This window comes from Rhodococcus globerulus NBRC 14531, assembly GCF_001894805.1.
GTDB lineage: Bacteria > Actinomycetota > Actinomycetes > Mycobacteriales > Mycobacteriaceae > Rhodococcus_F > Rhodococcus_F globerula.
Genome location: NZ_BCWX01000001.1, coordinates 1,685,178 through 1,709,963, shown reverse-complemented (window position 1 = coordinate 1,709,963; position 24,786 = coordinate 1,685,178). Strand labels below are relative to the sequence as shown.

The window sequence follows — 24,786 nt, the reverse complement described above, 5'->3', positions numbered from 1 at the left end:
ATACTCGAAATCTACGCCCGGGACAGCGAAATTTCGCGGCATATGTGAGGTTTTGATGCGACGCAAGCCGTTCGAATCAGGGTTCCACGAGTCCGGCCAGGAATTCCACCAGCAGTCGCGTCGTAACCTCGCGGGGCAAGGACTCGACGGCGGCGAGGACCGCAGCCATGTCGAGTGGCGAGTCGCCAGTGCCCTTCGGATCCAGACCGGCCGACACGAGTGCGGCTGCAACAGCCTCACTCGGCAATGCGCGAACGTCGTCGACACTCACGTCACCGCGCTCGAACGCGCCGGCCAGCTCGGCCAGCGCGGGGGGCGGCCCGGCCGCGGGAAGGCCCCGAACATCGTCGGCCCCCAACACCAACGCACTGGTCAGCTCACTCAGCACACTGTCCGTCACGGGCGTGATCGTGAGATGGGTGGTTCGCGGCAATGCAGTTCCGTCGTGTTGCGTCGACGCAGGTTGCCCCTGGAGCACAAACCCTCGAACGCCGACGGCGGTGGCCCAGCGATGTGGATCGACCTGCCGGTCCGGCGGCACTCCCCCATCCGCCGCTACTGCGAAGAGTGGGCCGACCGGCGTTCCGACGACGCGCAAACCGTCGATGCCGCCAATCGTGTCCACGAGCGACGCAGTCGCTCGGTGAGCGCGAATAACGAGGTCGGCGTAACCCGATTCGCCCAGCACCTGAGTGATGGACCAGGCTCCGGCCAGGGCGGCAACGGATTTCGACCCCATCAAGGTCGGATTGACCACGGGATATCCGGGCCACGCTGTAAGACCGAAGTACTGCTTACGGTGCAGATCGCGCCCCCGGTACAGAAGAACCGACGCACCTTTTGGCGAGTAGCCGTACTTGTGTACGTCGGCCGAGATGCTGGTGACACCGGGAACCTGGAAGTCCCAGGGCGGCAGTTCACCCCACCAGGGCAGGGCAAACCCTCCGATGCAGGCATCGACGTGAAACGGAACCGACTGTGTACGAGCAATTTCCGCGATCTCGACGATCGGGTCGAGAGCAGCAAACGGATAGCTCGGGGCCGACGCCACGATCAGCACCGTGTCGCTCCGCAGAGCCGATCCAATGTCGGCGGCGCGCACACGACCGGAATTGGGATCGACGGCGACGAGAATCAGTTCGAGACCGAGTAGGTGCGCCGCCTTGTGGAAAGCAGCATGAGCGGTGGTAGGCAGGACTATCGATCCCTCTCCCGGCGGAAGTCCGCGCAGGTCGCGGGCGGCTTTGACGGCCAGCACACAACTTTCGGTGCCACCGCTGGTGACGTTGCCGATAACATCGCCATCTCCGTGGAGGAATCCGCGGACGAACCCGACGAGTTCTCGTTCCATCACCGCGGTGGACGGAAACACCGTGGGATCAAGCCCGTTGACGGGTTGTACTAATTGCGCTGCGTCCGTGGCCAACTGATCGAGCGCGGCCAGTCCGCTGTCGTACACGTAAGACAGAACTCGCCCACCGTGGGTGGGGGCGTCCTGTTCACGCAGGCTGCGGAGTCTCTCCAGCACTTCCGCAGACCGTTGCTCGATCGAGGTATTACCAAGAAAAGAGTTGGTGTCACTAGCGGTCATCGTGCTCCTGTTCACTGCTGTATGCGCGTAAGACGACAAGGCTGATCGCGACCAGAGCGGCCGGGGCCAGAGAGAATCCGAGGGCGATGCCGGTGATTGCGGAGTCCGGCTGGTCAACCGTCTCCCCTGCCTGCGAGGACACAAAGCCTGTCGACGCCAGAAACAGCAGGAACACTGCTGGTCCGAGTGCAAGACCAGCAGTCTCTGCTGCCGTCCAGATCCCGCTGAGCGAGCCGCCTCGTTGGCGTCCGCCGATGCGGGCATCGTCTTCGATTACGTCGGGAAGCATGGCCAACGGAAATACCTGCATTCCGGCGTAGCCGACGCCCGCCAGTCCGACCACACCGTAGATCCACGCTCCGGCGTCAACTGCAGCGAACGCCAAAAGCAGTGTGGCGACAACAAAAACCGTCGATGCGACAACATATCCGCGGAGCTTGCCGTGGCGATGGGAATAGCGGTACCACAGCGGCATGATGACCAGCGCCGGGCCGACCAACGCCGCGAACAGCCCCGTGATGGCGTCTTCGTTCCCCATGACATACGTCGCGAGATACTGGGCACCGCCCAACATCACGGCCGTCGCGAGGGCTTGCAGGACAAACACGATCACGAGCAAACGGAACGATCGCGTACTGCGAACTGCGTCGAATCCGTCGCGATACTGCGAGAGCAATGAGCCCACCGGCGCATCGGCGCGTGTCACCGTGCGCCGCGCCGCGCCGAATACCGCCCAGAGCATTGCCCCGCACATCAACGCCGACACGCCCACGGCCATCACCAGATAGCCCGCAGCCCCACCTCCAGCAGCGTTGCGAAGCGCTGGTCCCCCGCCACCGATCACAAGAATTGCCAAGGCCAGTACCGCTATTCGGACGGACACCAATCGAGTTCGCTCGTGATAGTCGCCCGTCAGTTCCGTAGGCAGGGCGATGTACGGCACTTGGAACAGGCTGTAGGCGCTCGCTGCCAGCAGGAAGAACACCAGTACCCACACCGCGCCGACACCCGGGCCGGCTGACACCGGTGCAGCAAAGGTGAGTACGAAGAGCAACGGAAGGGCAAGCGAACCCGCCAACATCAGGGGTACGCGCGTGCCCGTTCGATGCGAACTTCGATCACTGACCGTGCCGATCAGCGGATCGACAAGTACGTCCGCAATCTTGGGAACAATTACTACCAGCGACGCCAAACCAGCCGCGACGCCCAAGGTGTCGGTGAGGTAGTACGCCAGTACCAATCCTGGCAGGACGCCAAAACCACCCGTCCCGACACTTCCCGCGGCGTAGGCGGCAACAACCCCCCGCGACAACCGTCCGCCCGCGCGGCGTCCGCTGCCCTGTATGGGCTTTTCTGTGGTCACCAATCACACACTAGATGGCGACGTGCATCCTCAAGAGCAAAAGCCGGGAGACACGAATAACTCGGAAAACACCTCGAGGCACCTTCTGCCGAGACGCGTCGAGCCTCGCTCGGTCAGTCCTCGGCATCCCAGGTGGCTACGGCCCAGATAACAATGACATCGAGCGCGATGATCAGGATCGACCAGAGCGGATAATGCGGAAGCCACAGGAAGTTCGCGATGATCGAGAGCGCTGCAATCAGGATCGCCGCAATACGCGCCCACGTGGCAGCCATCATCATTCCGATGGCAATCGCGAGGCCAACGACGCCCAGGGCTATGTGAATCCAACCCCACGTCGTCACATCGAATTCGTAGACGTAGTTGACCCCGACAACAAAAAGGTCGTCGTTCGCGACAGCCGAAATCCCTTGAAGGAGGGAAATGATGCCGACTATGAAGAGAAGGGCTGCTGCTGCAAAATTTGTGCCGGTCGCGATGCCACTGCGCACCGGATGAGCGTGTGACGGTGACGATGTGTCGGTCATATTCTTGCCTCTCGCAGAAGGAGATGTCGACGATGAAAGTTAGCGATCGGTGGAATGCGCAGCGTTGCTCGAAGTCCGGCGGTACCACTGCCAACCTGCGGTGATCAGGACAGCTCCGACCAGCGAGCCGATGATTCCACTGGGACGCAATGAAAGTCCGTCACCCGCAATCAGACTCACGAGCAAGCCGCCGACCAGCGATCCACCAATTCCCGCGATGAAAGCGAAGGGCCAGTCCAATCGTCGGGTGTTGCCACCGAGGATCAACTGGGCACCCGCTCCGATGACGGTTCCGAACAAGATCATTCCGATGATGAGCATGAGGCAAAGCCCTTTCAGCTAGGCGTACTCCGCGAACCGAACACGACGCTTTCGCGCAATCTTTCCCATATGTCCGTTTATCCGTCGGTGAATTGAGCAAAATCCGCTGACCGCCTTGCTTCAACCTGCACTGTTCTCTCGCGCACTTCTACTTCGCGCACTTCTACTTCGAGGAAACGAGTAGCTGAAATGTATCCGGCCACCGGCGGTCGGACATCACCCGCTGAGGGTGATATTTCGACTCCTTCCACGTGAAAACCGACCCGGGACTGGTGGTGTCCCGGGTCGGCTGTGGCGAGTTCGGCACAGATTACTGCGCGTCTGCTGAAGCCTTCCCTCTCGTCAGGGCAAGCGCCGACAGCGCGATGAGCGCACTGACGACCATTGCGATGGCCATAGGCAGGGCGGTGCCCTCCCCGCCGATCCCGACGAGCGGGGAAATCGCAGCAGCGAGCAGGAACTGCAGCGCACCAAGCACTGCCGATCCGGTACCGGCGGCCTGCCGCGCCTCACCGAGCGCCAAGGTTGTGGCGTTGGCGATGACAAGGCCGAGGCTGGCCATCGTGCACCACAACGCGATCAGAGTGATCCACAGAACGGGCCCGGCAAGCGCATTGATCAGCATGACTGCCGAAAACACCGCGAGCAACGTGAGACCGATCCGCAACGTCACCCGGTCACCTAGTTTCGCGACAACCCCGCCGTTGGCGACGCTGAAGATCACAAGACCGACCGCGTTGACGGTGAAAACAACTGTGTACCAAGCAGTGGAGAGTCCGTGCACATTCTGCAGGACAAACGGTGACGCAGAGATGTACGCAAACATGACACCAAAAGCGAAGGCGTACGCGAGGGTGAACCCGACGTACCGGCGGTTCCGCAGAACGTTTCGAGCCTCACCCAGCATCGCGGCAGCGCCGCCGGTGGTGCGCAATTCCTTCGGGAGCGTTTCCGATACCAATGCAAGGACGCACACGAACATCAACGCGGACAGCACTGTCAGAACCCAGAACACGCCACGCCACCCGAAATTAGTGACAACAACACCGCCGAGTAGCGGCGCGATTACCGGTGCTACTGCGTTGATCACCACGAGCAGGCTGAACAATTTTGCCGCAGCGGCACCGCGGGCACGATCGGAGATCACCGCGCGGCCCAGGACAATTCCCGCCGCCCCGGCAAAGCCCTGCACAAAGCGCGCTGCGGCGAGAAGTTCGATGCTCGGCGCCAGTGCGGCGCCGGCACTGAAGACGGCGCAAGCCACAGTCCCGATGAGAAGTAGTGGCCGTCGACCGTACCGATCGGAGAGCGGGCCGAACACAAGTTGCCCAAGGGCAAGGCCGACCAGGAAGGTCGTGAGTGTCAGCTGTACGGCTGATGCACTGGTATCGAACTCCACCGACATCTCAGGGAATGCCGGCAGATACATGTCGATGGCCAGTGGTGCCACAGCCGCCAACAGAGCCAATGTGGCGATGATCTTGGCGGGTAGATGTGTCGCGTGTCCCGCGTCCGACACAGACACCGGGTCGGACTCCACCATGGTGTCTGCTTCCTGCACGTGCTGTTTCACATTGATCCTTCATCCAGTTTTGCACTACGGCTATATCTAGAAATAGATATAGATTTATATATATCTTAACGTCTAGACTGGGTTCGTGTCCAACAAATCGGTTGCAACAGATGACGATGTCCAGCGCTTGGCACATACGGCGCGTTCGGTGGTGTGGGCATTGCGGCGCTTCGGCGAGAAGGAGGCGGGCTTATCCCGACTCCCCCATTCCGAGATCGAAGTCCTCCGCGCAATCGAGGAACATCCCGGCAGTACGGTGTCGGAGATCGCGCGCGCCTTGAACTTGCAAAGCAGCAACGTCAGCACAACGGTTCGCCGACTGGTGGACCAAGGCCTACTCGAGAAGCGATCCGATCCCAGCGACGGACGCTCGTTCCGCCTGCACCAAACCCCAGTGGCCACCCACAACAACCAGAAGATCGACCAGATGTGGGCCGACGGCATTCGAAGCCTCTTGGCGGGAATGGATCCCGACGACGCGGCCAAACTTGTCGACGCGGCGCCACTCCTGGCCCGCCTGGGATCCATGCCGACGGACTGAACAACCGGTGCAGGCGGTCTGAACTTTCAATTGACTTGAAAGTTCAGGGAAGGCTAGCCTATGCTTCCTGTGCGCCAGTCCATCTTGCTCGGTGATCCACGAGAGCCACAAGAGCACTCCGGCGCCTCGACACCGAAAGGCTCTTCATGCGATACGCCCCCGTGCGATCCCTCCGCCGGTCTGCGCTCCTGAGTGGACTTGTCATCGCCGCCCTGGCAATCGGCGGTTGCAGTACCAGTAGCAGCGACACCACCGACACCAATACCGGCAACTTCGAGACCGTCACTATCGAGCATGCTCTCGGCAAGGCAGTCATCACCGAGAAGCCGGAGCGGATCGTCACGCTCGGCATGGGTTCCGCCGAGACAGTCATCGCGCTGGGCACCATTCCCGTCGGCGTCGAGAAATATTCATGGGGCAGTGACGAATCCGGCTACCTCCCCTGGGTTCACGAGGCAGTCACCGAACAAGGCGGCGAACTCCCCGAGCAGTTCACCGGCGGAGCCGATCTGAACATCGAAGCGATCATCGCTCTTGATCCCGATCTGATCCTCGCACCATGGTCCGGTATCACCCAGCAGCAGTTCGACTCCCTCAACGCCTTTGCACCCACCGTTGCGTACGAGGAAAGCCCGTGGACTATCACATGGGAAGAGCAGATCAACGTGATCGGAAAGGCCATGGGCGAAACCGGGAAAGCCACCGCCGAGATCGACAAGATCAAAGACCAGTTCGCGAAATCGTCTGCAGCACATCCCAATTACGCAGACGTAAGCTTCTCGTTCATCTACAACACCGGCCCAGGAACACTCGGCGTGTTCTTCGCCGAAGAGCAGCGTGTTGCCATGGTTCGCGGACTGGGCTTGCAGGTTGATCCCGTCGTGAACACGCTGACCGAGTCCGAAGGTACCGATTCTGCAGTGATCGGCCTCGAGAATGCCCACCTCCTGAACAATTCGGACCTGCTGTTCACCTTCTACTCCGATCCCGCGAACCGGGCCGAAATCGAAGCGCAGCCCGCCTATCAGCAGATTCCGGCCGTCGCACGAGGAACTATCATCGCCCCGACGGACCAGCCTTTTGTGACGGGATCATCGATGATCAATCCCTTGACCGTCCCGTGGTCACTCGAGCGCTACGCACCGATGATCGACGAGGCAGTCGCAAAACTGAACAAATAAAGCCGGCGAGACCCGCAGGGCCCGTACCTTATTCAGGTGCGGGCCCTGCTCTATCTTGTCCTGCCTCGTCCCGAACTGCCTCGTCCTGAACTGCCCCGTCCCGCACTTCCTTGAATCGAGCCCATTCACTCCCGAGCATGCGATTGTCGATGATCCAGCCCATGTAGTCGCGCATGTTCAGCACACGAATGTAGGCGGGGCCGTTGGGGTTTGCATACTGAAGTGCCTCGGTGGCGAGCGTGCGCTGATTCTCGAGGTACTGGTGCTCGTTCTCGAGGAAGCCGCCCCACACGTCGGAATCCATGACGTAGTAATGAGTTCGATCGCGAGGCCTACGAACGAGCTTCACAAAACCTCGATCGATGAGCCGTCGAATGTAGTTGGAGACAGATCCACGACTGGTGTCGAGAGCAATGGCCAACTCCTCGGCACTGACGCCCGGAGATTCATTGATGAGCAGATAGCCGGCGATCCGGCCCTCGATGCGAGCACCACCGCCCGACTGCCAATACGTCGCAAACTGGTCGATGAACCACGCGGAAAAGTCCCCACCCCGCGCCGGGCTGACGTCGCCCATTTTTTGTTGCCTCCAGCTAGTCGAAGCGGCAAATACCCTCTGATTCTGCCAGTTCCATCGAACCTTCCCTAGCTCGGCGCAATTTCGAGACCGGGTGACGTCGCAATCAACTCGAGTTGCTCGATTACCAGCGGCGACACAGTGTGCGTCACCGTTCGCACAACAACAGTCTCGCCGGACGGATGCTGGACGGCCACCGAACTTGTGCCGGGGTTCTCGGTGCGACTGATCAACGTATCGTCGGGCAGGATTACGGCGTTCTCGAGCAAGCGGAATCCGTTCCGGGTAATCGAGATTTGCAGGTTCGCTGCCGCACCCGGCGCGCTCACGACAACGTCCGCGCACAGGCCGCTGCCCGAGTCGTCCGGCACCAGCGAACCCAACGGACGGTCGAGCCTGAGGCCGGTTGTTCCGAGCCACCGCCATCGCTCGTCGAGCACAGTGTTGAGCCTCGACACAACGTTGTTGTCCACCCCGCCTTCCTCCATCACAGTGAGAATGCCACAGAATGTCATCGGCGGAATATCTTCTGTCACAGCAAAACCTGGCGCGAGAGCGACGTCGACCAACTCGTCCGTCGACAGGACTTGCGCGTCCGATCCGTCAAATCCGGTTACCGAGGCGAAGACGCGACTGACACCGGGGACGTAGACTACGACAAAGTCCTGAGCATATGGACTGGCAGCGTCTTTCGCCTCGTAGAAGTCGAGAACTCTTCCGTCGGCACGCACTTCACGCCGATCTACGGAACCTTCGACACACGACGGAATCGGTCCTGTCCATTCTCGAACATCCACCGAGACCGTTGCTCGCGCATCACCGCGGGCTATGTCACCAAGTGCAGTGGTCGAACCACCGAGGGTCAATTCCTCCGCCGATTCGGGCGACCGGGCCTCGCCGAAGTTGTGCACTGGCGGAAATATGAAGGCGAATCCCGGGTCTTCAAGTCTGGCGTCCACCGGTAGTGCCTCAGTCACCGCCCTACGCATCGCGTCTGCTTTCGACTTGGAGAACCACGGATAGTCAGGATCGTTGTACCCGGGGTCGTCACCCCCGATCGTGGCGACCAGAAAACTCTCCACCTCCCCGGCCGCTTCGACGGATTCACAACCGGGAATCGCAGCCGGGCCGTCGTCCTGCGTCAGGCGCGCCGCACCGGCGCCCAGCAGCACGACCACCGCGATAAACGCGGTGTCGCGCCACGTCCATCGTTGACGCCGATCCTTCGGCAGACGCTCCTCGGTTCCAGGCATTGTTCGATCATGACCGACAGTGTCCGGCGACCGGGCACCTGCCCTGCCTAGTCGGCGTAGCCACTGAGGTCGTAAACCGTTGCATTCCCGACGGTTGTGCCTTCGAAATTGGCTTCCACCCAGGCTTGGATTGCACTCGACGTACTGTCACCGCCGCCGCGGCCACCGCCCTGACCACCAGCGACGTAATAGTGGACATCGCCGTTCGTGACATAGGAGATGAACTGGTCCAACGTGGGTGCTGGGTCCGAACTCCAACCACCGGTCGCCATCACGGCAGTATTGCTCGCCAACTCGTACGTCGCGGCACTCTGCGACCCGTTGGTTGCTGCGGACCAGCGGGTGCCTGCGCCGATCAGCATGGCTGTCAGCTCGGAACTGTTGGCACCCGTGCCAGCCGATGGGGTCGGCGTGGCGTCGGCGCCCAGCGGCGCATCCGTACTGCTGCCAGGTGCCTGACCAGGAGTCATGCTGTCGCCAGGTGCCTGGCCACGGGTCATCCCGCCGCCCATTCCCGAATCGGATACGGCACCGGCCGGGCCGGCCGTGGGGATGGATCCACCGTGAGCTGTTGCTGCGGTGGCAATTGAGTACGAGGCGGAGCCTCCGATGCCGGCCAACGATCCGACGACCAGCCCCGCAATCACCAACTTCCGGAACCGATTCCTGGCGCCGAGGAGAATCAGTGCCGCGCCGACGACAGTCCCTGCCAGTACGATCCATTCGAGAGCCGGTAGCCAGTCGGAATTGCGATGCAGGAGAACCCAACTCCAGATTCCCGCAGCAAACATCATTGATGCCAGGCCGAGTCGCCCGATCCACCGCGACCGTTCCAACCACAATGCGTATCCGCCGGCTGCGATCATTCCGGCAATCGCGGGAGCCAACGCCACGGTGTAGTAGGGATGGATGGTGCCGGACATGTAGCTGAAGATCAGCCCCGTCACCAGGAACCAGCCGCCCCAGACGATCATCGACGCCCGCAACAGATCGGTTCTCGGGGCACGACCACGCGCTATCAGTCCGAGAACAAGTGCAATCAGCGCAGCGGGGATCAGCCACGAGATCTGAATTCCCATCTCACTTCCGAACAACCGATCGAGGCCCGTGCTCCCGCCGAAGCTCGAACCTGCAGCGCCGCCACTCATTCCGCCGCCACCGCCACCGGAATTCCCGAAGATCCGACCGAGCCCGTTGTACCCGAGGACAAGATCCATGACGCTGTTGTTGGTCGAGCCCCCGATGTACGGCCTCGAATCTGCGGGCCAGAGCCACACGGCCAGCACCCACCACCCGGCCGCCAGGATCACCGCACCAACACCGATCGCAAGGTGCAGAACTCGGGCGCGCAACCTGGCCTGTCCGGCAACCAGATACGCCAGGCCGAACGCGGGCAGCACCATCAGACCCTGCAGCATCTTGGTGAGGAATGCAAAGCCGAGAGCAATGCCGGTGAGAGCAATCCACATCGCGGCGCGTCGGCCCACCGACGTCTCGACTGCTCGAACCACCCAGTAACCCGCCAGTGTCATCAGGAGCACTAACAAGGCATCGGGATTGTCGAACTTGAACATGAGCGCAGCCGCGGGTGTTGCCGCGAGAACGGCGCCCGCAATGAGCCCCGCTGTCGGAGTCGCGACGCGTTTCACTGCCGCGTAGACGAGCGCAACCGAACCAACTCCCATCAACGCCTGCGGCACAAGCAGACTCAGGCTCGAGAATCCGAAGATTCGTCCTGACAACCCCATTACCCACAGCGACGCGGGTGGTTTGTCGACGGTGATGAAGTTGGACGTGTCCAGCGATCCGAAGAACCAAGCTTTCCAGTCCTGCGAACCTGCCTGAGCCGCTGCCGCATAGAAGGTGTTGGCATAACCACTTGCGCTCAGGTTCCACAGGTAGAGAACTGCGGTGCCTACGAGAAGCGCAGTCAAGGCCGATGCGGCGCCGCGGGTACGAATCCACGACTGTGACGGGTCGCCGTGATGGACAGGGGGCGCCGGCGGCCGCGGCGGCGCCGGATTCAGAACTGCGGTCATCATGAGTCCCTTCACAGGTGGTGATATTCACTACCTTCGCGCGCGGACCCGCGACACCACTGCACAGTGGCTGCGAGATTCCTGTGAACTCGAGATGACCTAGGGTGATGCCGTGGACTCAACAGGCGCCAACATCGTGAAGATTCGACCCTATCGGCCCTCCGACGAGGATGCCGTCATCGAATTGTGGTCGCAGGCATCAAAACTCGCACACCCCTTTATCGACGGTGAGGGCGAAGGTGCACGTGAGGCGAAGATGCGCGACATCTACCTCGTGAAGGCAGACAACTGGGTTGCCGAAACCGACGAGCAGGTTGTAGGCCTGCTCGGCCTACTGGGAGCAGAGATCGGCGGCCTGTTCGTGTCACCACAGGCTCAACGACTCGGAATCGGGCGGCTGCTCGTCGAGCACGCAACGACACTGCACGGAGCGGTAACGCTCGAGGTTTACGAACTCAACGGATCGGCACGACGCTTCTACGACATCATGGGTTTCGAGGAAACGGGACGCTACACCGATGCCGAGACCGACCACGTTTTGATCCAGCTTCGCCTGACGACCTGACGGCCGAACCCACACATGCTCTCATGGCCGCCCCCGAACAGGCGGCGGCCATGAGAGTCACATATCCAGACCGAGATCCAGAACCGTCACAGAGTGCGTGAGGGCACCGACCGCCAGATAATCGACTCCGGTACCCGCGTACTCGGCGGCAACGTCGAGACTCAGACCGCCGGAAGATTCGAGCTTGGTCGCGGGCGACGCGGTGTTACGTCGCTGCACCGCGATCTGGGTCTGCCACAACGGGAAGTTGTCCAGCAGAATAAGTTCGACATTTTCGGCAAGCACCAGATCAAGCTGCTCGAGGGTGTCTACCTCGACCTCGCACTCGATGTCCGGCGCAAGTTCACGCACAGCCCGCAGTGCTGCGACGACAGATCCGGCGGCAGCAACGTGATTGTCCTTGATCAAAGCCGCGTCACCGAGACCCATGCGGTGATTGACTCCCCCACCGACCTGGACGGCGTACTTCTGCAGCGCGCGCAGACCGGGAAGGGTCTTGCGGCTATCGCGGATCTTTGCATCGGTGCCGGCAACGGCATCAACCCAAGCCGCTGTAGCGGTGGCGATTCCGGACAGGTGGCACACCAAGTTGAGCATCGTCCGTTCCGCCGTGAGCAATCCGCGGGTAGGCGCTTCGACGGTCAGCACCGATTGGCCGGGAACCACACGGGTGCCGTCGGCAACACGATCGACAACGTCGTAGTTGCCCACGCCGATCACTTCGTCGAGGACAAGCAGTCCGACATCGATTCCCGCAACCGTCCCTTCGGCGCGCGAGACAACCGACGCCTTCGCGGTCGCGTCAGCGGGAACTGTCGCAACGGAGGTGACGTCTGGTCCGTAGCGAAGATCTTCGTCCAAAGCGAGTCGAACCAGCGTCAGGACTTCGTCAAGCTCGAGGGGGGCCGGCAAGGTCTTCTGCGCGGTCATCGGTGGGCTCCTGTCAACAACATGTCGTGTATTTCCATATCGCCATCGGCACCGCGCTTGATGCGGATGCTGCGACGCTGATCGGGATCGGTTTCCGGGTAATCGGTGCGGGTGTGGCACCCGCGGCTCTCGGTGCGTGCAGCGGCGACCGCAACCAGTGCCGTCGCAGTCACCGTCAACGCGGCGTCCTCGAGTTCCTCGGCATTCACTGCAAGAGTGAGTTCCGCATGCGCAAGGCCGGTGCGTGCAGCTTCGAGGCCGGCGCCGTCTCGAACAACCGATGCGTGAGTAGTCATGATCGTCTGAACGGCCTCGCGGGGCAATATCGGCAGCGGTGCGCTGGCGACGTTGACAACCTCGGCGTGAACCTCACGTCGCTCCGCGGCGGCGATCCCGGCTCGCTCCCCCACGACCAATCCTTCGAGAAGACTATTGGATGCAAGGCGATTGGCACCGTGCAGACCGGTACGGGCAACTTCTCCCGCCGCATAGAGTCCCGGAACTCCGGTACGTCCGTGGACGTCCGTCGCGACACCACCACACGAGTAGTGGGCGGCGGGAGCAACCGGAATCAGCTGCGTCCGAGGATCTATGCCCGCCTCGAGGCACGAGGCCGTGATGTTCGGGAATCGCGTCGAGAACCCGTCGAGTTTTCGAGCGTCGAGGTACACATGATCGCTGCCCAGGTCACGCAGACGCGCGGCAATTGCCCGCGAGACGACGTCACGGGGCGCCAGATCACCAAGGGGGTGAACTCCTGCAGTCACCGAATCACCGTTGGTGTCAACAAGAATTGCACCCTCACCGCGTACGGCCTCACTGATCAGCGGCCGTCGACCGAGGCCGCCGGGAGTGAACAGAACCGTCGGGTGGAACTGCACGAATTCGAGGTCGGCGACCGACGCACCAGCTGCGAGCGCCAGCGCGATACCGTCAGCGGTTGCACCTGGCGGATTGGTACTGCACGAGTACAACTGGCCGAGACCACCCGTCGCCAACAGAACAGCAGGCGCATGGATCACGCCCAGGCCGTCCGGGGAGGACACGACAAGCCCACACACACCGCGCCGATTGGTGACTACCTGCACGGCAGCGGCGCCGAACAGGACCGGGAGACCAGCGGCGTTGAGTGCCCGCTGCACTTCCGCGCCGGTGGCGTCTCCACCGGCGTGGATGATTCGCCTGGTGCTGTGGCCACCCTCGCGGGTACGGGACACTTCGCCGTCACGCCCACGATCGAACACTGCACCGAGCGCGGCCAGTGCCGCGACTGCCTCGTGCCCGGCTTCCACAACGGAGTACACCGCTGCTTCGTCGCACAGTCCGACACCGGCTTCGCAGGTATCGGCGACATGTGAATCCACCGAATCGGTACTCAAGTCGCCCACGACGGCAATCCCGCCCTGCGCATACTGCGTCGACGTATCGGTCGGACCGCCCTTGCTGACAGTGAGCACCTTCAACCCGCGCATCGACGCGACGCGCGCGGCTGTGAGCCCCGCAACGCCGCCGCCGACCACAACAAGATCGGCATGCGCCTCCCAGGCGTAGCGCCCGGCAGGGCTCGTCACTCGCCGCCGCCCGGATTACCGATCTCGATCATGCGCTGCACCGATTTCTGAGCACGCTTGGCCATCTCGAGGTCGACGTGAACCTCGTCCTTGCCTTCGAGGAGGCAACGAAGCAACGCGGCCGGAGTGATCATCTTCATGTACGGGCACGACGCGCGGTCATTCACCGCCTGGAAGTCGACATCCGGTGCGGCTTTACGCAACTGGTGCAGCATGCCGATTTCCGTGGCGACCAGAACCTGCTTGCTCTTCGTGACGCGGGCAGCGTCGAGCATGCCACCGGTGGAGAGGATCTTGACCTTGTCCGCCGGAACCGCACCTTCGCCGGCCAAGTACAGAGCCGAAGTGGCACAACCGCATTCAGGGTGCACAAAAAGCTCGGCATCGGGGTGAGCCTTGGACTTCGCCGTCAACTCGTCACCGTTGATACCCGCGTGGACGTGGCATTCACCGGCCCAGATCTGCATGTTGGTGCGGCCTGTGACGCGCTTGACGTGGGCTCCGAGGAACTGGTCCGGGAGGAAGAGAACTTCTCGGTCGGGATCAATGGAGTTGACCACGTCGACTGCATTGGACGACGTGCAGCAGATGTCCGTCAGGCCCTTGACCTCGGCCGTGGTGTTGACATAGGACACGACGAGGGCGTTCGGGTTGTCCGCCTTCCACTCGCGAAGTTGCTCCGCGTTGATGGAATCAGCCAACGAGCAACCGGCGCGCTCGTCCGGAATCAGCACCGTCTTGGACGGCGACAGAATCTTGGCGGTCTCGGCCATGAAGTGGACGCCGCAGAACACGATCGTGTCTTCGGGGGCCTCCGCCGCGATACGCGAGAGGGCAAGAGAGTCACCGACGTGGTCGGCGACATCCTGAATAGCGGGAAGCTGGTAATTGTGCGCCAGAATCGTGGCACCGCGTTCGCGAGCCAGACGTTTGACCTCGGCAGCCCACTCGGGGGTCGCTTCGACTCCTGCGTAACCGCCGGGGCCGTCGTGAATCTGCGAGGTCGATCCCTCCCACAACGTCGTGGTCGTCATGGCGTTCTCCTTCACCGTGAACCCAGGCTCATCACCCAGTTCAAATCCGAACGGGCTGGCCCGGATTTCCGTTATCGAGGTTTTCGACTTAGGATCGAAAACGTGCCCAATAGTAACACCACCCACGAAGTGCTCACAGCGGTGTTCCAGGTTCGCGCCTTTCCCACTGACATCACCGCAGGTGACGGCGCTCACAGCACCGATGAACGTGAAGAACTTGCCGTCCTGCTGTGGCAGCGCGCGCTCGATCCACAGAAGGGCACATGGTCACTGCCCGGCGGCACCCTGCGTGACGACGAGGACCTCACCACGTCGGCTCGCAGACTCCTCGCCGACAAGGTCGATCTGCGTAAGGTCGCACATCTCGAACAACTGTCCGTTTTCAGCGATCCGCAGCGCGTTCCGGGTGGGCGCCGCATCGCGTCGACCTTCCTGGGACTGGTTCCCTTGAGCGCGGACCCTCAACTTCCGTCCGACACTGCTTGGCACCCGGTGTCGCAGCTGCCGGAGATGTCTTTCGACCACGGCACTGTTGTTCGGCACGCCCGCAACCGATTGGCCGCCAAGCTCTCCTACACGAACATCGGCTTCGGCCTGGCTCCAGACGAGTTCGCGATGTCAACTCTGCGTGAAATCTATTGCGCTGCACTTGGATATCAGGTGGATGCAACCAATCTGCATCGAGTCCTTTGCCGACGCGGTGTGCTCACGGCCACCGGAAACACGGCGCCGTCCGGGAAATCAGGTGGCCGTCCGCCGGCGCTCTACCGCTTCACCGACTCCACGCTGCGCGTGACGGACGAGTTTGCGGCTCTACGACCGCCAAGCTGACTGCGAATATTACTGTCAGGCAACAGCATCGACATCACTTCTCATCATCCATGCTGCGGCGACGGTTCCGGTGGGATCGACCACGCGGTTGATCGTGCCGAAACGTGCACCCACCCGGTCGAGAATGCGATCCGCCTGCCAACGATCCGTCGGATCCGCGACAACCGCGAAGAACCGATGCGTCGGCTTGCCAGACATGATCCGAACCAGTTCCGTGACGCTGCGAGCCGTCACTGCCACATTCCAGCCGGCAGCAAGGAACTCGGCGGCAACACGCGTTCCGTGATCGCGGCCGATATCGGTCACCAACACCACTCCCCGGTCGAGATCAACTGTGTGAGCACTCATTGCGGCATCTCCTTCGAGGAATCAATCACTGTGACTCCTATGTAAGCCCACAATCTTGTGCTGCCGTTGTGCTCATTCTGTGAGAACTCTGGGGATTCGGCCTCGGAAGGACGAATGATCGGTGGCATGGGGCTTTCGCTGACCAAGGCCACGGCAACGTCGTGTTTCGCAGCGAGTTCGCAAAATACCCGTTGAGCGTCCTCGGCCTGGCTCGCGCGGTCCACCGTCACCAACCGGGAGCACGCGCCACCGATCCACGGGCAATCGCCGCAACCAACTGTGCGTGATCGCGCTCGTTCTGATCCGCGTACCGGCGCGCGAACTTCGCCAAAGCCACAACGGCTTTGTCCGACTGGCCGAGATATTCGGAGATCGCGCTCGCGTCACCGCTCCGGGCATGAGCACGAGCCAGCACTTCCCCACACGCACTTGCGAATTCGGCGAGGTACGGTCCGATGGTTGCGCCGTCGGGAATGACCTTCATGTCGCGGAATTGTCGAACGTAGAAATCCATGCCGCCAACACTGGTCCATCCGACGAACATGTCAGTCGCACTCTGAAGCATGCGTTGCCCCTGGACAACTCGCTCACCGCAGTTCGAGTATCTGCTCGGTTCGACGTATCCCTCGTACACCGAGGGCCCGGCCTGCTTGATCTGGAGGAAAAACGGATCGCCGGTCCGACGCTCTTCGAGAAGTGCAAGATAAACACGCATCCCGACGCTGCCGACACCCACCACTTGCCGCACCACGTCCGATGCCCGATATCGCGAGAGCAGACTCCAGATATGGTCCGGAACCGAAGTGCTGTAACCGGCCACGACCTCGGTGACAAGTTCGACCTGACTGTCGCCGACGTGCGTGCGGAACGGTGGCTCTTCACGGATACGTCGCCGTCCGTCGACAATCTCCGTGAGCTTGCGTGACGCTCCCCGACTGGTTCGACGCTGAGCTTTGTTTTCGATCATTTGCCCGGCGCGCAGGGCAGTATCCGGGGTGAAGTAGCCCAGCAGACGGTCAACGTCGATGCGGTCGTACCAGATGTCGATTTCGGGGGTTGCAGCGTAGGACTCGATCTTGTCTCGGTAGGCCCTCATTGCTGCCACCGTCGCCGCTTCTGCACGGTCCTCGGAAACTCCGTTCTCACGGGCGAGGACGACGATGCTTGCGGCGAGTCTCTTGACGTCCCACTCGAACGGGCCTGGAACGGTTTCGTCGAAGTCGCGGAGATCGAAGGACAAGTTGCGTTCCGGGGTGGCCCAGAGCCCGAAGTTCAGCACGTGGGCATCTCCACACAACTGCACCCCGATGCCTGTGTTCGGCGCCGATCCGAGATCGGCGGCCATGACCGCGGCCGCGCCCCGGAAGTACGTCCACGGAGATGCCGCCATTCGGCCATGCCGGATCGGCAGCAAGTCCTGCGCCCGAATCGTGTTCTGCGCCAGTATCGTTGCGAGCGAATCGTGACCTCGCTCGGCGTCGTTCCACAGCGCTAGTTGCGAGCGGGTCACAACCTTGCGAGCAGCCCTACCACCCAGCAACACCTCAGGAGTGGTTACTGTGGCGCGCGGACGGGCGATGTCAGCTTCGAATACAGGCACGCGCTGAGTATGAACGACAACGGACAATTAGGCGTCTGCTAGACCAACCGTCAGGACAATTCCTGCGTCGCGGGCTCCGACAACACATCAGCCTCGACGTCCGCGTCGTCCGCATGGTCGGCAACCCCGAGGTCGTCGTACGGGCTCAGTGCCACAAGAACCAATGTCGTGATGCACGCCGCCAACGGCTGAACGATCAGCACCAGCAACGTGCCGATGCCGGGCGCCCGCGCGATGATCTCCCCCACCGCCGGATTGTCGACGGACGGAAATCGCAACTTCGCGATGCCGGTGCCCACTGCAGCCATCAGTGCAGTGCCGAGCACTGAACCGACGATCAACCCGCCGAGCGCGTACGGCCCTCGGCTGAATCTCGCGAGCCACGCGGCCACCCCGGTGAGAACACCGAGAATCAGGGCAAGCAGGAAAAAGATCGCGACCGCATCGAACTGATGAAGACTCTCCCCGGTCAGCGCAATTCCGCGGCCCTCGGAGACAACCAACAGATGCTCGGCCGGCACCAGGAACGCCCACAGCACTCCGATCAGCGCGCTGACCGCTGCCGTTGAGCAACCGATGAGAAGGGCAGTGCGTAGTCGAGTCCGCCGAAGAGAAATCACATTGTGTGACGCTACCTTCCCCCGTCCATCAGTCGAGAACCTCTCGGAATCAGTGCCGGCGCCGCTACGCTGACCTGACGCACCATTTCATATCAATTGGCGCCCTGAGCGAGGAGCAATCGTGGTTGCACCGCACCAGCCGTGGTTACTTTCCTCACTGCAATCGCCCGGGCAGATCCTCGGCAATCTCGGGCCGAACTGGTTCGCGTCCGTCATGGGCACCGGAATTGTCGCGACGGCAGCAGCAACACTCCCCGTGCAAGTTCGGGGTCAGCAAGTGTTTGCACAGGTGATGTGGACACTCGCCGCGATTTTGCTCGTGGTTCTCGTCGTCGCAGTGGTGGCGCATTGGGTACGCCATCCGACGGTGGCTCGCAGCCATGCACACAACCCACAGATGGCGCATTTCTACGGCGCCGCACCGATGGCATTTCTGACAGTGGGAGCCGGAGCGCTATTGGTCGGAAAGTCTCTCATCGGGGAACGCGCTGCTGTCGGCCTCGACGCGGCACTGTGGACGATGGGAACCATCGGCGGACTATTTACCGCAATGACCATCCCTTATCTGATGTTCACTCAGCACAAGGTCGAAGCGGACGCGGCCTTCGGCGGGTGGCTGATGCCCGTCGTTCCGCCCATGGTCTCCGCCGCGACCGGCGCGCTGCTCATCCCCCATATGCCGCCCGGCACCGGACGCACGACGATGCTCTACGGCTGTTACGCCATGTTCGGCCTGTCGTTGTTCGCGTCGTTCATCATCATCACGATGGTGTGGAGTCGCCTCGCCCACTTCGGCACCTCCGGAACCGCTCGTGTGCCGACTCTGTGGATCGTCCTGGGTCCGCTGGGCCAGTCCATCACCGCGGTCGGCCTGCTCGGAGCGAACGCGCATCTTGCCGTTTCACCGCAGTTGGCATCGGGGATGGGAATCTTTTCGATCCTGTTCGGAGTTCCCGTGTGGGGATTCGCGGTGTTGTGGATCGGATTGGCCACAGCGCTGACAGTCCGGACCGCACGCCAGGGAATGCCGTTTGCCCTGACGTGGTGGAGTTTGACTTTTCCGGTCGGAACATTTGTCACTGGCACAACACAATTGGCGTTGCATACCGAATTGCCGGCTTTCCGATACGCCGCTGCCATCGCCTACGTCGGGCTATTGGGCACGTGGTGCCTGGTGGCAGTCCGAACTGCCCGCGGCAGCCTTCGCGGAAATCTGTTCCTGCCACCTCCGACGACTGGGGCGATCAAGGCACACAAATTCCCACCGGTGACAACGCCTCCGACGTGAGTTGCCACCTGCCGCGCGCTACCTGAGCTTTGCGTCGATCGAGTCGACCACTCCGTGACGTGAGCACTTTGCCCACCACCCGTCTGGGCTGATTTGCACGATCATGCGCCGACCGCAGTGCTCGCAGAACCGAGGTGGTTCGAGTCCGAGCGACGCAGCGGCCGGCGTCGGGTCTTCGACGCCCTCGACGAGTCGACGCCCGGTGTACGGGTTGTATCGCTCGTCCGTGACCGACTCGGTCACAGCGTGTCGTTCAGGGCTTTGATCGGCATCTGCAGATCGATGAGCAAATCGAGGTCACTTTCGGCTGGACGGCCGAGCGTCGTGAGGTAGTTACCGACGATGACGGCATTGATGCCGCCGAGGATTCCCTGCTTGGCACCAAGGTCACCGAGCGTGATCTCACGCCCACCGGCAAAACGCAGGATGGTGCGCGGCAATGCGAGGCGGAATGCCGCCACGGACTTCAGCGCCTCGCTTGCGGGAAGGACCTCGAGATCGCCGAACGGCGTTCCCGGACGCGGATTGAGGAAGTTGAGCGGGACCTCGTCTGGCTCCAGTTCAGCGAGGTTCGCGGCAAATTCCGCTCGCTGCTCCAACGTCTCGCCCATTCCCAGAATTCCGCCACAGCACACTTCCATGCCCGCTTCGCGAACCATGCGCAACGTGTTCCACCGCTCGTCCCACGTGTGAGTGGTGACCACGTTCGGGAAATGCGATTTCGAGGTTTCCAGGTTGTGGTTGTACCGGTGCACTCCCATCGCGGCGAGTTGATCAACCTGCTCCTGCGTCAGCATGCCGAGCGAGCAGGCGATCTGAATGTCGACCTCATTGCGGATCGCTTCGATTCCGGCCGCGACCTGCGCCAGCAACTTCGCGTCCGGCCCACGGACGGCGGCAACGATGCAGAATTCCGTGGCACCCGATTTGGCCGTCTGCTTGGCAGCCTCCACCAGGCTGGGAATATCGAGCCACGCCGCACGCACGGGAGATTGGAAAAGCCCGGACTGCGAGCAGAAATGGCAGTCCTCGGGGCAACCGCCGGTCTTGAGGCTGATGATGCCTTCGACCTCGACTTCGGGCCCACACCATTTCATACGCACATCGTGGGCGAGGGCCAGCAGGTCCTCCAGGCGTTCGTCGCCCAATCGAAGTACGTCGAGCACCTGGCTTTCGCTCAGGCCTTCGCCGCGTTCGAGGACCTGCTCGCGGGCGAGGTCGAGGATGTCGATCGAAGCGGGCGCCGTGCTTACCGAGGTCGGAGTCACCGGGAGTCTCCTTCAAGACTGGAAAATTGAACACCGTACAAGTTGAACGGTGTTCACGTTAGAGACGAGGTGGAATACTGTCAAAGGCAAGCTCCGATGAGGCCATCGGTTCGATCCACAGAAAACGAGGGGCAAACACGTGCAGTTGCGACGCGGAGACGTTCTGGACGGCGCTATGGCGATCCTCGACGAATTCGGCCTGGCCGACCTCACGATGCGCAGACTGGCCACGTCTCTCGGCGTTCAGCCCGGCGCCCTGTACTGGCATTTCCCGAACAAGCAGACTTTGCTCGGCGCGGTGGTCGACAAGATCCTCGAGGGCGTGGACACCCCGATCGACGCCGAGAGCTGGGAAGAATCCTATTCCGAACTGGCACACAGACTTAGGTCCGCTCTGCTGGCGCACCGCGACGGCGCCGAGTTGGTGAGCGCCACCTTCGCGTCACGGATGACGACAAGCGAGGTGCGCGAGAACTTCGTGACGGCCGGACTCACGTCAGGCCTGTCACGGGAACATGCCGAACTCGCAGCCTACGCAGTCCTGTACTACGTCCTCGGGCATACCGTCGACGAACAGTCTCGCGCCCAAATGGAAGAATTCGGCGCCCTGACCAGGGCTCCCATCTCCCCCGACGCCCCGGAGATCATCGGCGGCGGATCCGACGACGATCTCCTCGACGGCGATCCCACCGTCCGCTTCCAGTTCGGCCTCGACCTGTTCATCGACGGAATACGCGCACGATTGACAAACCCGCACGCTGCGCTACGCAATTCCTGACAACCGCAGCAATGCGGTGACGCCCGCCGCGACGAACACCACCGCAACCAGTGGAGCTTTGAACCACGCAGCAATCGCGCCGGCACTCACGCCGACGACACGTGCGGGCCCACCAAAATCGTTGCCGTCGAACAGCATCGACGTCAGCGCTACGGCAACCAGCAGACACACAATACTGCGATCGAGCGACGCAAGCGCCCCAGCGGACAGTGCAACCCGAGCCCGGAGCAGAACTCCACTGACCCGCAAGGCATAAGTGCCACAGGCAAATACGACGATCGCAACACTCACGCCCAGTGCACTCATCGGGCGTTCTCCCGAAACGGGAGGACAGCAGCCATCCCCAACAAGGCCACAAGTGGGGCCATTCCCGATGGCAAGAAGGTCGAAGTGCCCACCGCTACAACCGCGCCGACGGACGCCGCAATCAACGTGAGTCTCTCCTTCAATGCCGGCAACACCAGCGCGAGAATCACGACCGGAAACGCGGCGTCCAGTCCGAGCGTCGCCGGATCACGGACCACCGAGCCGAGAATTCCGCCCGTCAACGCACCGAGCGGCCAGCAGATCGCGATTCCGATTCCGCACAGCCAGAAGGCCGCTCGCTTTCGCGCGAGAGTGTACTGAGCGGTGGCAATCGCCACGGATTCGTCATTGACCAGATGCGCGCCCACCACTCGCCGCCAGCCTTGGCCGAGGAATGAGCCGACAGATAATCCGTAGGCAAAATTTCGTGAATTGATCAGCAACCCGGCAAGAACCGCCGCGACCGGACTTCCGCCGACGGCAATGATCCCGATGAACAGAAACTCCGACGATGCCCCGAGCACCAGGATCGCAAGCACAAGTAGTTGCCAGAGCGAGAATCCGGCAGACCCAGCAGTGACGCCGTAGGACACCCCCACCACGGCCACAGACGCGCAAATCAACGCGGCCACCCGGACAGTGTCACGATCAAGTGTTCGCCATAGAGAACGCATGTATTCTATGTTGAACGAACTGACACCGTTCGTCAAGGCGAACGAATGATCGGAGCATCGAACAATGGTCAGTGGGGACAGTACGCCTCAGCAACTGGTTGCGCGTGCGCTCAAACGAGAGCGCACCCGAGCCGGACTGAGCATCTCCGAAGTCGCACGACGGGCCGACATCGCCAAATCGACACTCTCACAACTCGAATCCGGCCTGGGAAACCCCAGCCTGGAAACGTTGTGGGCTCTCGGAAACGCGCTGGGCGTTCCGTTCGCGCAACTCGTCGACTCCCCGTCGCACCCCGTCCAGTTGATTCGCGCCGGTGACGGCCCAGCCATTGGGTCTGCAAACGCGTCGTACATTGCGACGCTTCTGGCTCCCAGCCCGCCGAATGCCCGGCGCGACATCTACCGGATAGTCGCCGAGCCGGGAGAACCGCGCATCTCCACGCCACATGCACGCGGAACCACCGAACACGTTGTCATCAGTCATGGTCGAGCCGAAGTCGGACCGACCACTGACCCCGTCGAACTGGGTCCGGGTGACTACCTCTCCTACCCAGGCGACGAAGACCATATCTTCCGAGCACTCGAACCCGGCACGACGGCAATCCTGGTGTCCGAACATATCTGAGTATCGTGCGATGACTTTTGCGGAAGTGGGCAGTCTATAAATCTAGGCAGTCCTTCTCGACTCGCCCGTACGGCTACCAGTAGGAGGAAGCATGTCCGGATCCAGCATCGGGAGCATTTTGCTCTCCAGCACCAACCCAGATCGGCTGCGCGACTGGTATGCGCAGGCATTTGCGCCGAAAGTCGACCGAACACCCGGAGAACCCGGCTACGACGTCCTCGACTTCAACGGTTTCTACGTGATGATCGACAAACGCGACGACATCGGCGACACCAACAAAGAACCCGGCCGAATGTTCCTCAATATCGAGACCGACGATGCGCGCGCAATTGCGAAGCGGATCGATGCACTCGGCGGAGCCTGGTTCGCCCCGCTCGAAGACCGCGGCGGCAGTTGGTTTGCCACTGCGATCGATCCCGATGGCAACTACATCCAGATTATCGAGTTCAGCGAGGCAGCCCGAGCCGAGATGGAGTCGACCATGAGCGAGGACAAGAAATGAGTGCACTCGGAAGCACAAAAGCCATCAGCGGATTCTCTGTCGACGACATTGACGCGGCCAAGAAATTCTATGGCGAAACCCTTGGATTGAAGGTCACAGACGAGGAAATGGGAATTATCCGCCTGCACCTAGCAGGTGGGACCGAAATACTCGTCTATCCCAAGCCGAATCACGAACCCGCGTCGTACACGATCCTGAATTTCCTCGTGGACGATATCGACAGTGCGGTCGACGAACTGACCGGCCGCGGAGTGGAGTTCGTCAAATACGACGGATTCCCTCAGGAGGAAAACGGCATCATGCGAGGCAACGGCCCCGATATCGCCTGGTTTACCGACCCGGCCGGAAACGTGATCTCCGTCCTGAAAGAATCCTGACCCGTCTCGGCGCCGAAAAACTACCCGCTGAACAGTTGCGACTGGCGCTGTTCAGCGGTGTCGGCGTTGGAACGTTCCGCCACAGATGCGGTGCGTTCGGACGCCAATTCCTCTGCAGTTTTTTCGATCTCGGCCGACTCCGTCGCACTGGAGTCGGAGAACAAATTCGATTCGTACATTTGCCACCCTTGTGATTTTCACCCGCCGCGATTTTCACCCTATTGCCGTAGAAACGGCACCTATCCGGAACGGATGACTCAGCGGTTCATCCACCAGTCTTGCACGCCATCGCGTTACCGGAATAAACGGTATCCACGGTTGCGTCCAGAGGAGGGTGGAAAGTGATCGCAGAGCGGGCCAACCACGCACGAATCGTGGATGCCTTCGCGGATGTAGGCAATGCAGTGACCGCATCGCGTGACGCCGAGGCCGGCCCAAAGGTAGTCGCGCGCTAACCCGCCTTCGGGCAGATCAGCACCTGGACTTACGGTCTCGATCATGCC

The 24,786-nt window shown here is 61.7% G+C and carries 28 protein-coding genes; 9 read left to right on the top strand and 19 right to left on the bottom strand.

Annotated elements, in window-relative coordinates:
* Positions 1-76 precede the first annotated feature (76 nt).
* From RG2_RS07720 to RG2_RS07700, 5 genes are all read right to left on the bottom strand, one after another.
* A complete protein-coding gene (locus tag RG2_RS07720; protein ID WP_051730190.1) occupies positions 77-1,591 on the bottom strand; it encodes a pyridoxal phosphate-dependent decarboxylase family protein in 1,515 nt (504 codons plus the stop codon).
* Entirely contained in the window at positions 1,581-2,954 is a 1,374-nt protein-coding gene (locus tag RG2_RS07715) for an MFS transporter (RefSeq protein WP_080711553.1), read from the bottom strand. Before RG2_RS07715 ends, RG2_RS07720 begins: the two co-directional genes overlap by 11 nt.
* A gap of 113 nt (positions 2,955-3,067) precedes the next feature.
* Positions 3,068-3,481, bottom strand: coding sequence for a DUF7144 family membrane protein (locus RG2_RS07710; RefSeq protein WP_033230925.1), 414 nt, complete (start codon positions 3,479-3,481; stop codon positions 3,068-3,070).
* Between the two features lie 39 nt (positions 3,482-3,520).
* Positions 3,521-3,802, bottom strand: a complete 282-nt coding sequence (locus RG2_RS07705; RefSeq protein ID WP_033230926.1) for a hypothetical protein — start codon at positions 3,800-3,802, stop codon at positions 3,521-3,523.
* 310 nt (positions 3,803-4,112) lie between these two features.
* Entirely contained in the window at positions 4,113-5,375 is a 1,263-nt protein-coding gene (locus RG2_RS07700) for a multidrug effflux MFS transporter (protein ID WP_230589947.1), read from the bottom strand.
* Positions 5,376-5,460: 85 nt separating this feature from the next.
* Between RG2_RS07700 and RG2_RS07695 the strand changes: the two genes are divergently transcribed.
* Both RG2_RS07695 and RG2_RS07690 read left to right on the top strand, forming a co-directional pair.
* Complete coding sequence (locus RG2_RS07695; RefSeq protein WP_080711554.1) at positions 5,461-5,916, top strand: MarR family winged helix-turn-helix transcriptional regulator; 456 nt, start codon at positions 5,461-5,463, stop codon at positions 5,914-5,916.
* A 146-nt stretch (positions 5,917-6,062) separates the two neighbouring features.
* The gene (locus RG2_RS07690; RefSeq protein WP_033230927.1) at positions 6,063-7,097 is read left to right on the top strand and encodes an iron-siderophore ABC transporter substrate-binding protein; all 1,035 of its coding nucleotides are present in this window, start codon (positions 6,063-6,065) and stop codon (positions 7,095-7,097) included.
* Positions 7,098-7,125: 28 nt separating this feature from the next.
* Here the strand turns inward: RG2_RS07690 and RG2_RS07685 are convergent, their stop codons facing one another.
* The 3 genes from RG2_RS07685 to RG2_RS07675 all read right to left on the bottom strand — a co-directional run bounded on the left by RG2_RS07685 (position 7,126) and on the right by RG2_RS07675 (position 10,966).
* On the bottom strand, positions 7,126-7,674 hold the full coding sequence (locus RG2_RS07685; protein WP_080711555.1) for a GbsR/MarR family transcriptional regulator: 549 nt from the start codon (positions 7,672-7,674) through the stop codon (positions 7,126-7,128).
* A gap of 68 nt (positions 7,675-7,742) precedes the next feature.
* Positions 7,743-8,927 (bottom strand): hypothetical protein, encoded by a 1,185-nt coding sequence (locus RG2_RS07680; protein ID WP_033230928.1) that lies wholly within the window; start codon positions 8,925-8,927, stop codon positions 7,743-7,745.
* 47 nt (positions 8,928-8,974) lie between these two features.
* Entirely contained in the window at positions 8,975-10,966 is a 1,992-nt protein-coding gene (locus RG2_RS07675; RefSeq protein WP_080711584.1) for a glycosyltransferase family 39 protein, read from the bottom strand.
* Between the two features lie 112 nt (positions 10,967-11,078).
* Between RG2_RS07675 and RG2_RS07670 the strand changes: the two genes are divergently transcribed.
* Entirely contained in the window at positions 11,079-11,531 is a 453-nt protein-coding gene (locus RG2_RS07670; protein WP_033230929.1) for a GNAT family N-acetyltransferase, read from the top strand.
* A 57-nt stretch (positions 11,532-11,588) separates the two neighbouring features.
* On the opposite strand, the gene nadC is transcribed toward RG2_RS07670, so the two are convergent.
* Genes nadC through nadA form a run of 3 tightly spaced genes read right to left on the bottom strand, consistent with a single transcriptional unit; the run spans position 11,589 to position 15,066 of the window.
* Positions 11,589-12,461, bottom strand: coding sequence for a carboxylating nicotinate-nucleotide diphosphorylase (gene nadC, locus RG2_RS07665; RefSeq protein ID WP_033230930.1), 873 nt, complete (start codon positions 12,459-12,461; stop codon positions 11,589-11,591).
* On the bottom strand, positions 12,458-14,032 hold the full coding sequence (locus RG2_RS07660; protein ID WP_033230931.1) for an L-aspartate oxidase: 1,575 nt from the start codon (positions 14,030-14,032) through the stop codon (positions 12,458-12,460). The genes nadC and RG2_RS07660 overlap by 4 nt, the downstream gene beginning before the upstream one ends.
* Positions 14,029-15,066 (bottom strand): quinolinate synthase NadA, encoded by a 1,038-nt coding sequence (gene nadA / locus RG2_RS07655; RefSeq protein ID WP_033230932.1) that lies wholly within the window; start codon positions 15,064-15,066, stop codon positions 14,029-14,031. Before nadA ends, RG2_RS07660 begins: the two co-directional genes overlap by 4 nt.
* A 102-nt stretch (positions 15,067-15,168) precedes the next feature.
* Here nadA and RG2_RS07650 point away from each other — a divergent pair, with 102 nt between their 5' ends.
* Positions 15,169-15,897, top strand: a complete 729-nt coding sequence (locus RG2_RS07650; protein WP_033230933.1) for an NUDIX hydrolase — start codon at positions 15,169-15,171, stop codon at positions 15,895-15,897.
* Between the two features lie 15 nt (positions 15,898-15,912).
* Here the strand turns inward: RG2_RS07650 and RG2_RS07645 are convergent, their stop codons facing one another.
* From RG2_RS07645 to RG2_RS07630, 3 genes are all read right to left on the bottom strand, one after another.
* Entirely contained in the window at positions 15,913-16,245 is a 333-nt protein-coding gene (locus RG2_RS07645) for an SDR family NAD(P)-dependent oxidoreductase (RefSeq protein ID WP_033230934.1), read from the bottom strand.
* A gap of 226 nt (positions 16,246-16,471) precedes the next feature.
* Positions 16,472-17,845, bottom strand: coding sequence for a DUF2252 domain-containing protein (locus RG2_RS07635; RefSeq protein ID WP_033231424.1), 1,374 nt, complete (start codon positions 17,843-17,845; stop codon positions 16,472-16,474).
* Between the two features lie 50 nt (positions 17,846-17,895).
* Entirely contained in the window at positions 17,896-18,465 is a 570-nt protein-coding gene (locus RG2_RS07630; RefSeq protein WP_033230936.1) for a DUF2567 domain-containing protein, read from the bottom strand.
* A gap of 121 nt (positions 18,466-18,586) precedes the next feature.
* Between RG2_RS07630 and RG2_RS07625 the strand changes: the two genes are divergently transcribed.
* Positions 18,587-19,753, top strand: coding sequence for a TDT family transporter (locus tag RG2_RS07625; RefSeq protein WP_045070202.1), 1,167 nt, complete (start codon positions 18,587-18,589; stop codon positions 19,751-19,753).
* A gap of 18 nt (positions 19,754-19,771) precedes the next feature.
* On the opposite strand, the gene bsaP is transcribed toward RG2_RS07625, so the two are convergent.
* Both bsaP and bioB read right to left on the bottom strand, forming a co-directional pair.
* Positions 19,772-19,996: a biotin synthase auxiliary protein BsaP gene (gene bsaP, locus RG2_RS07620; RefSeq protein WP_033230937.1), complete on the bottom strand. Its 225-nt coding sequence runs from the start codon at positions 19,994-19,996 to the stop codon at positions 19,772-19,774.
* Positions 19,993-21,021, bottom strand: a complete 1,029-nt coding sequence (gene bioB, locus RG2_RS07615; protein WP_033230938.1) for a biotin synthase BioB — start codon at positions 21,019-21,021, stop codon at positions 19,993-19,995. Before bioB ends, bsaP begins: the two co-directional genes overlap by 4 nt.
* Positions 21,022-21,160: 139 nt before the next feature.
* On the opposite strand from bioB, the gene RG2_RS07610 reads away from it, so the two are divergent.
* Positions 21,161-21,799 carry a TetR/AcrR family transcriptional regulator C-terminal domain-containing protein gene (locus RG2_RS07610; protein ID WP_033230939.1) on the top strand — a complete coding sequence of 213 codons (639 nt, stop codon included), beginning with the start codon at positions 21,161-21,163 and terminating at the stop codon, positions 21,797-21,799.
* On the opposite strand, the gene RG2_RS07605 is transcribed toward RG2_RS07610, so the two are convergent.
* Positions 21,785-22,105 carry an AzlD domain-containing protein gene (locus tag RG2_RS07605; RefSeq protein ID WP_033230940.1) on the bottom strand — a complete coding sequence of 107 codons (321 nt, stop codon included), beginning with the start codon at positions 22,103-22,105 and terminating at the stop codon, positions 21,785-21,787. The two genes, RG2_RS07610 and RG2_RS07605, sit on opposite strands and share 15 nt — an antisense overlap.
* On the bottom strand, positions 22,102-22,779 hold the full coding sequence (locus RG2_RS07600) for an AzlC family ABC transporter permease (RefSeq protein ID WP_033231426.1): 678 nt from the start codon (positions 22,777-22,779) through the stop codon (positions 22,102-22,104). Before RG2_RS07600 ends, RG2_RS07605 begins: the two co-directional genes overlap by 4 nt.
* 64 nt (positions 22,780-22,843) lie before the next feature.
* Between RG2_RS07600 and RG2_RS07595 the strand changes: the two genes are divergently transcribed.
* The 3 genes from RG2_RS07595 (at position 22,844) to RG2_RS07585 (ending at position 24,283) form a co-directional block, all read left to right on the top strand.
* The gene (locus RG2_RS07595; protein ID WP_080711558.1) at positions 22,844-23,404 is read left to right on the top strand and encodes a helix-turn-helix domain-containing protein; all 561 of its coding nucleotides are present in this window, start codon (positions 22,844-22,846) and stop codon (positions 23,402-23,404) included.
* Between the two features lie 91 nt (positions 23,405-23,495).
* A complete protein-coding gene (locus tag RG2_RS07590; protein ID WP_033230941.1) occupies positions 23,496-23,906 on the top strand; it encodes a VOC family protein in 411 nt (136 codons plus the stop codon).
* A complete protein-coding gene (locus tag RG2_RS07585; protein ID WP_033230942.1) occupies positions 23,903-24,283 on the top strand; it encodes a VOC family protein in 381 nt (126 codons plus the stop codon). The genes RG2_RS07590 and RG2_RS07585 overlap by 4 nt, the downstream gene beginning before the upstream one ends.
* A 20-nt stretch (positions 24,284-24,303) precedes the next feature.
* Here the strand turns inward: RG2_RS07585 and RG2_RS31750 are convergent, their stop codons facing one another.
* Positions 24,304-24,462 (bottom strand): hypothetical protein, encoded by a 159-nt coding sequence (locus tag RG2_RS31750; protein ID WP_165826276.1) that lies wholly within the window; start codon positions 24,460-24,462, stop codon positions 24,304-24,306.
* Between the last annotated feature and the right edge of the window lie 324 nt (positions 24,463-24,786).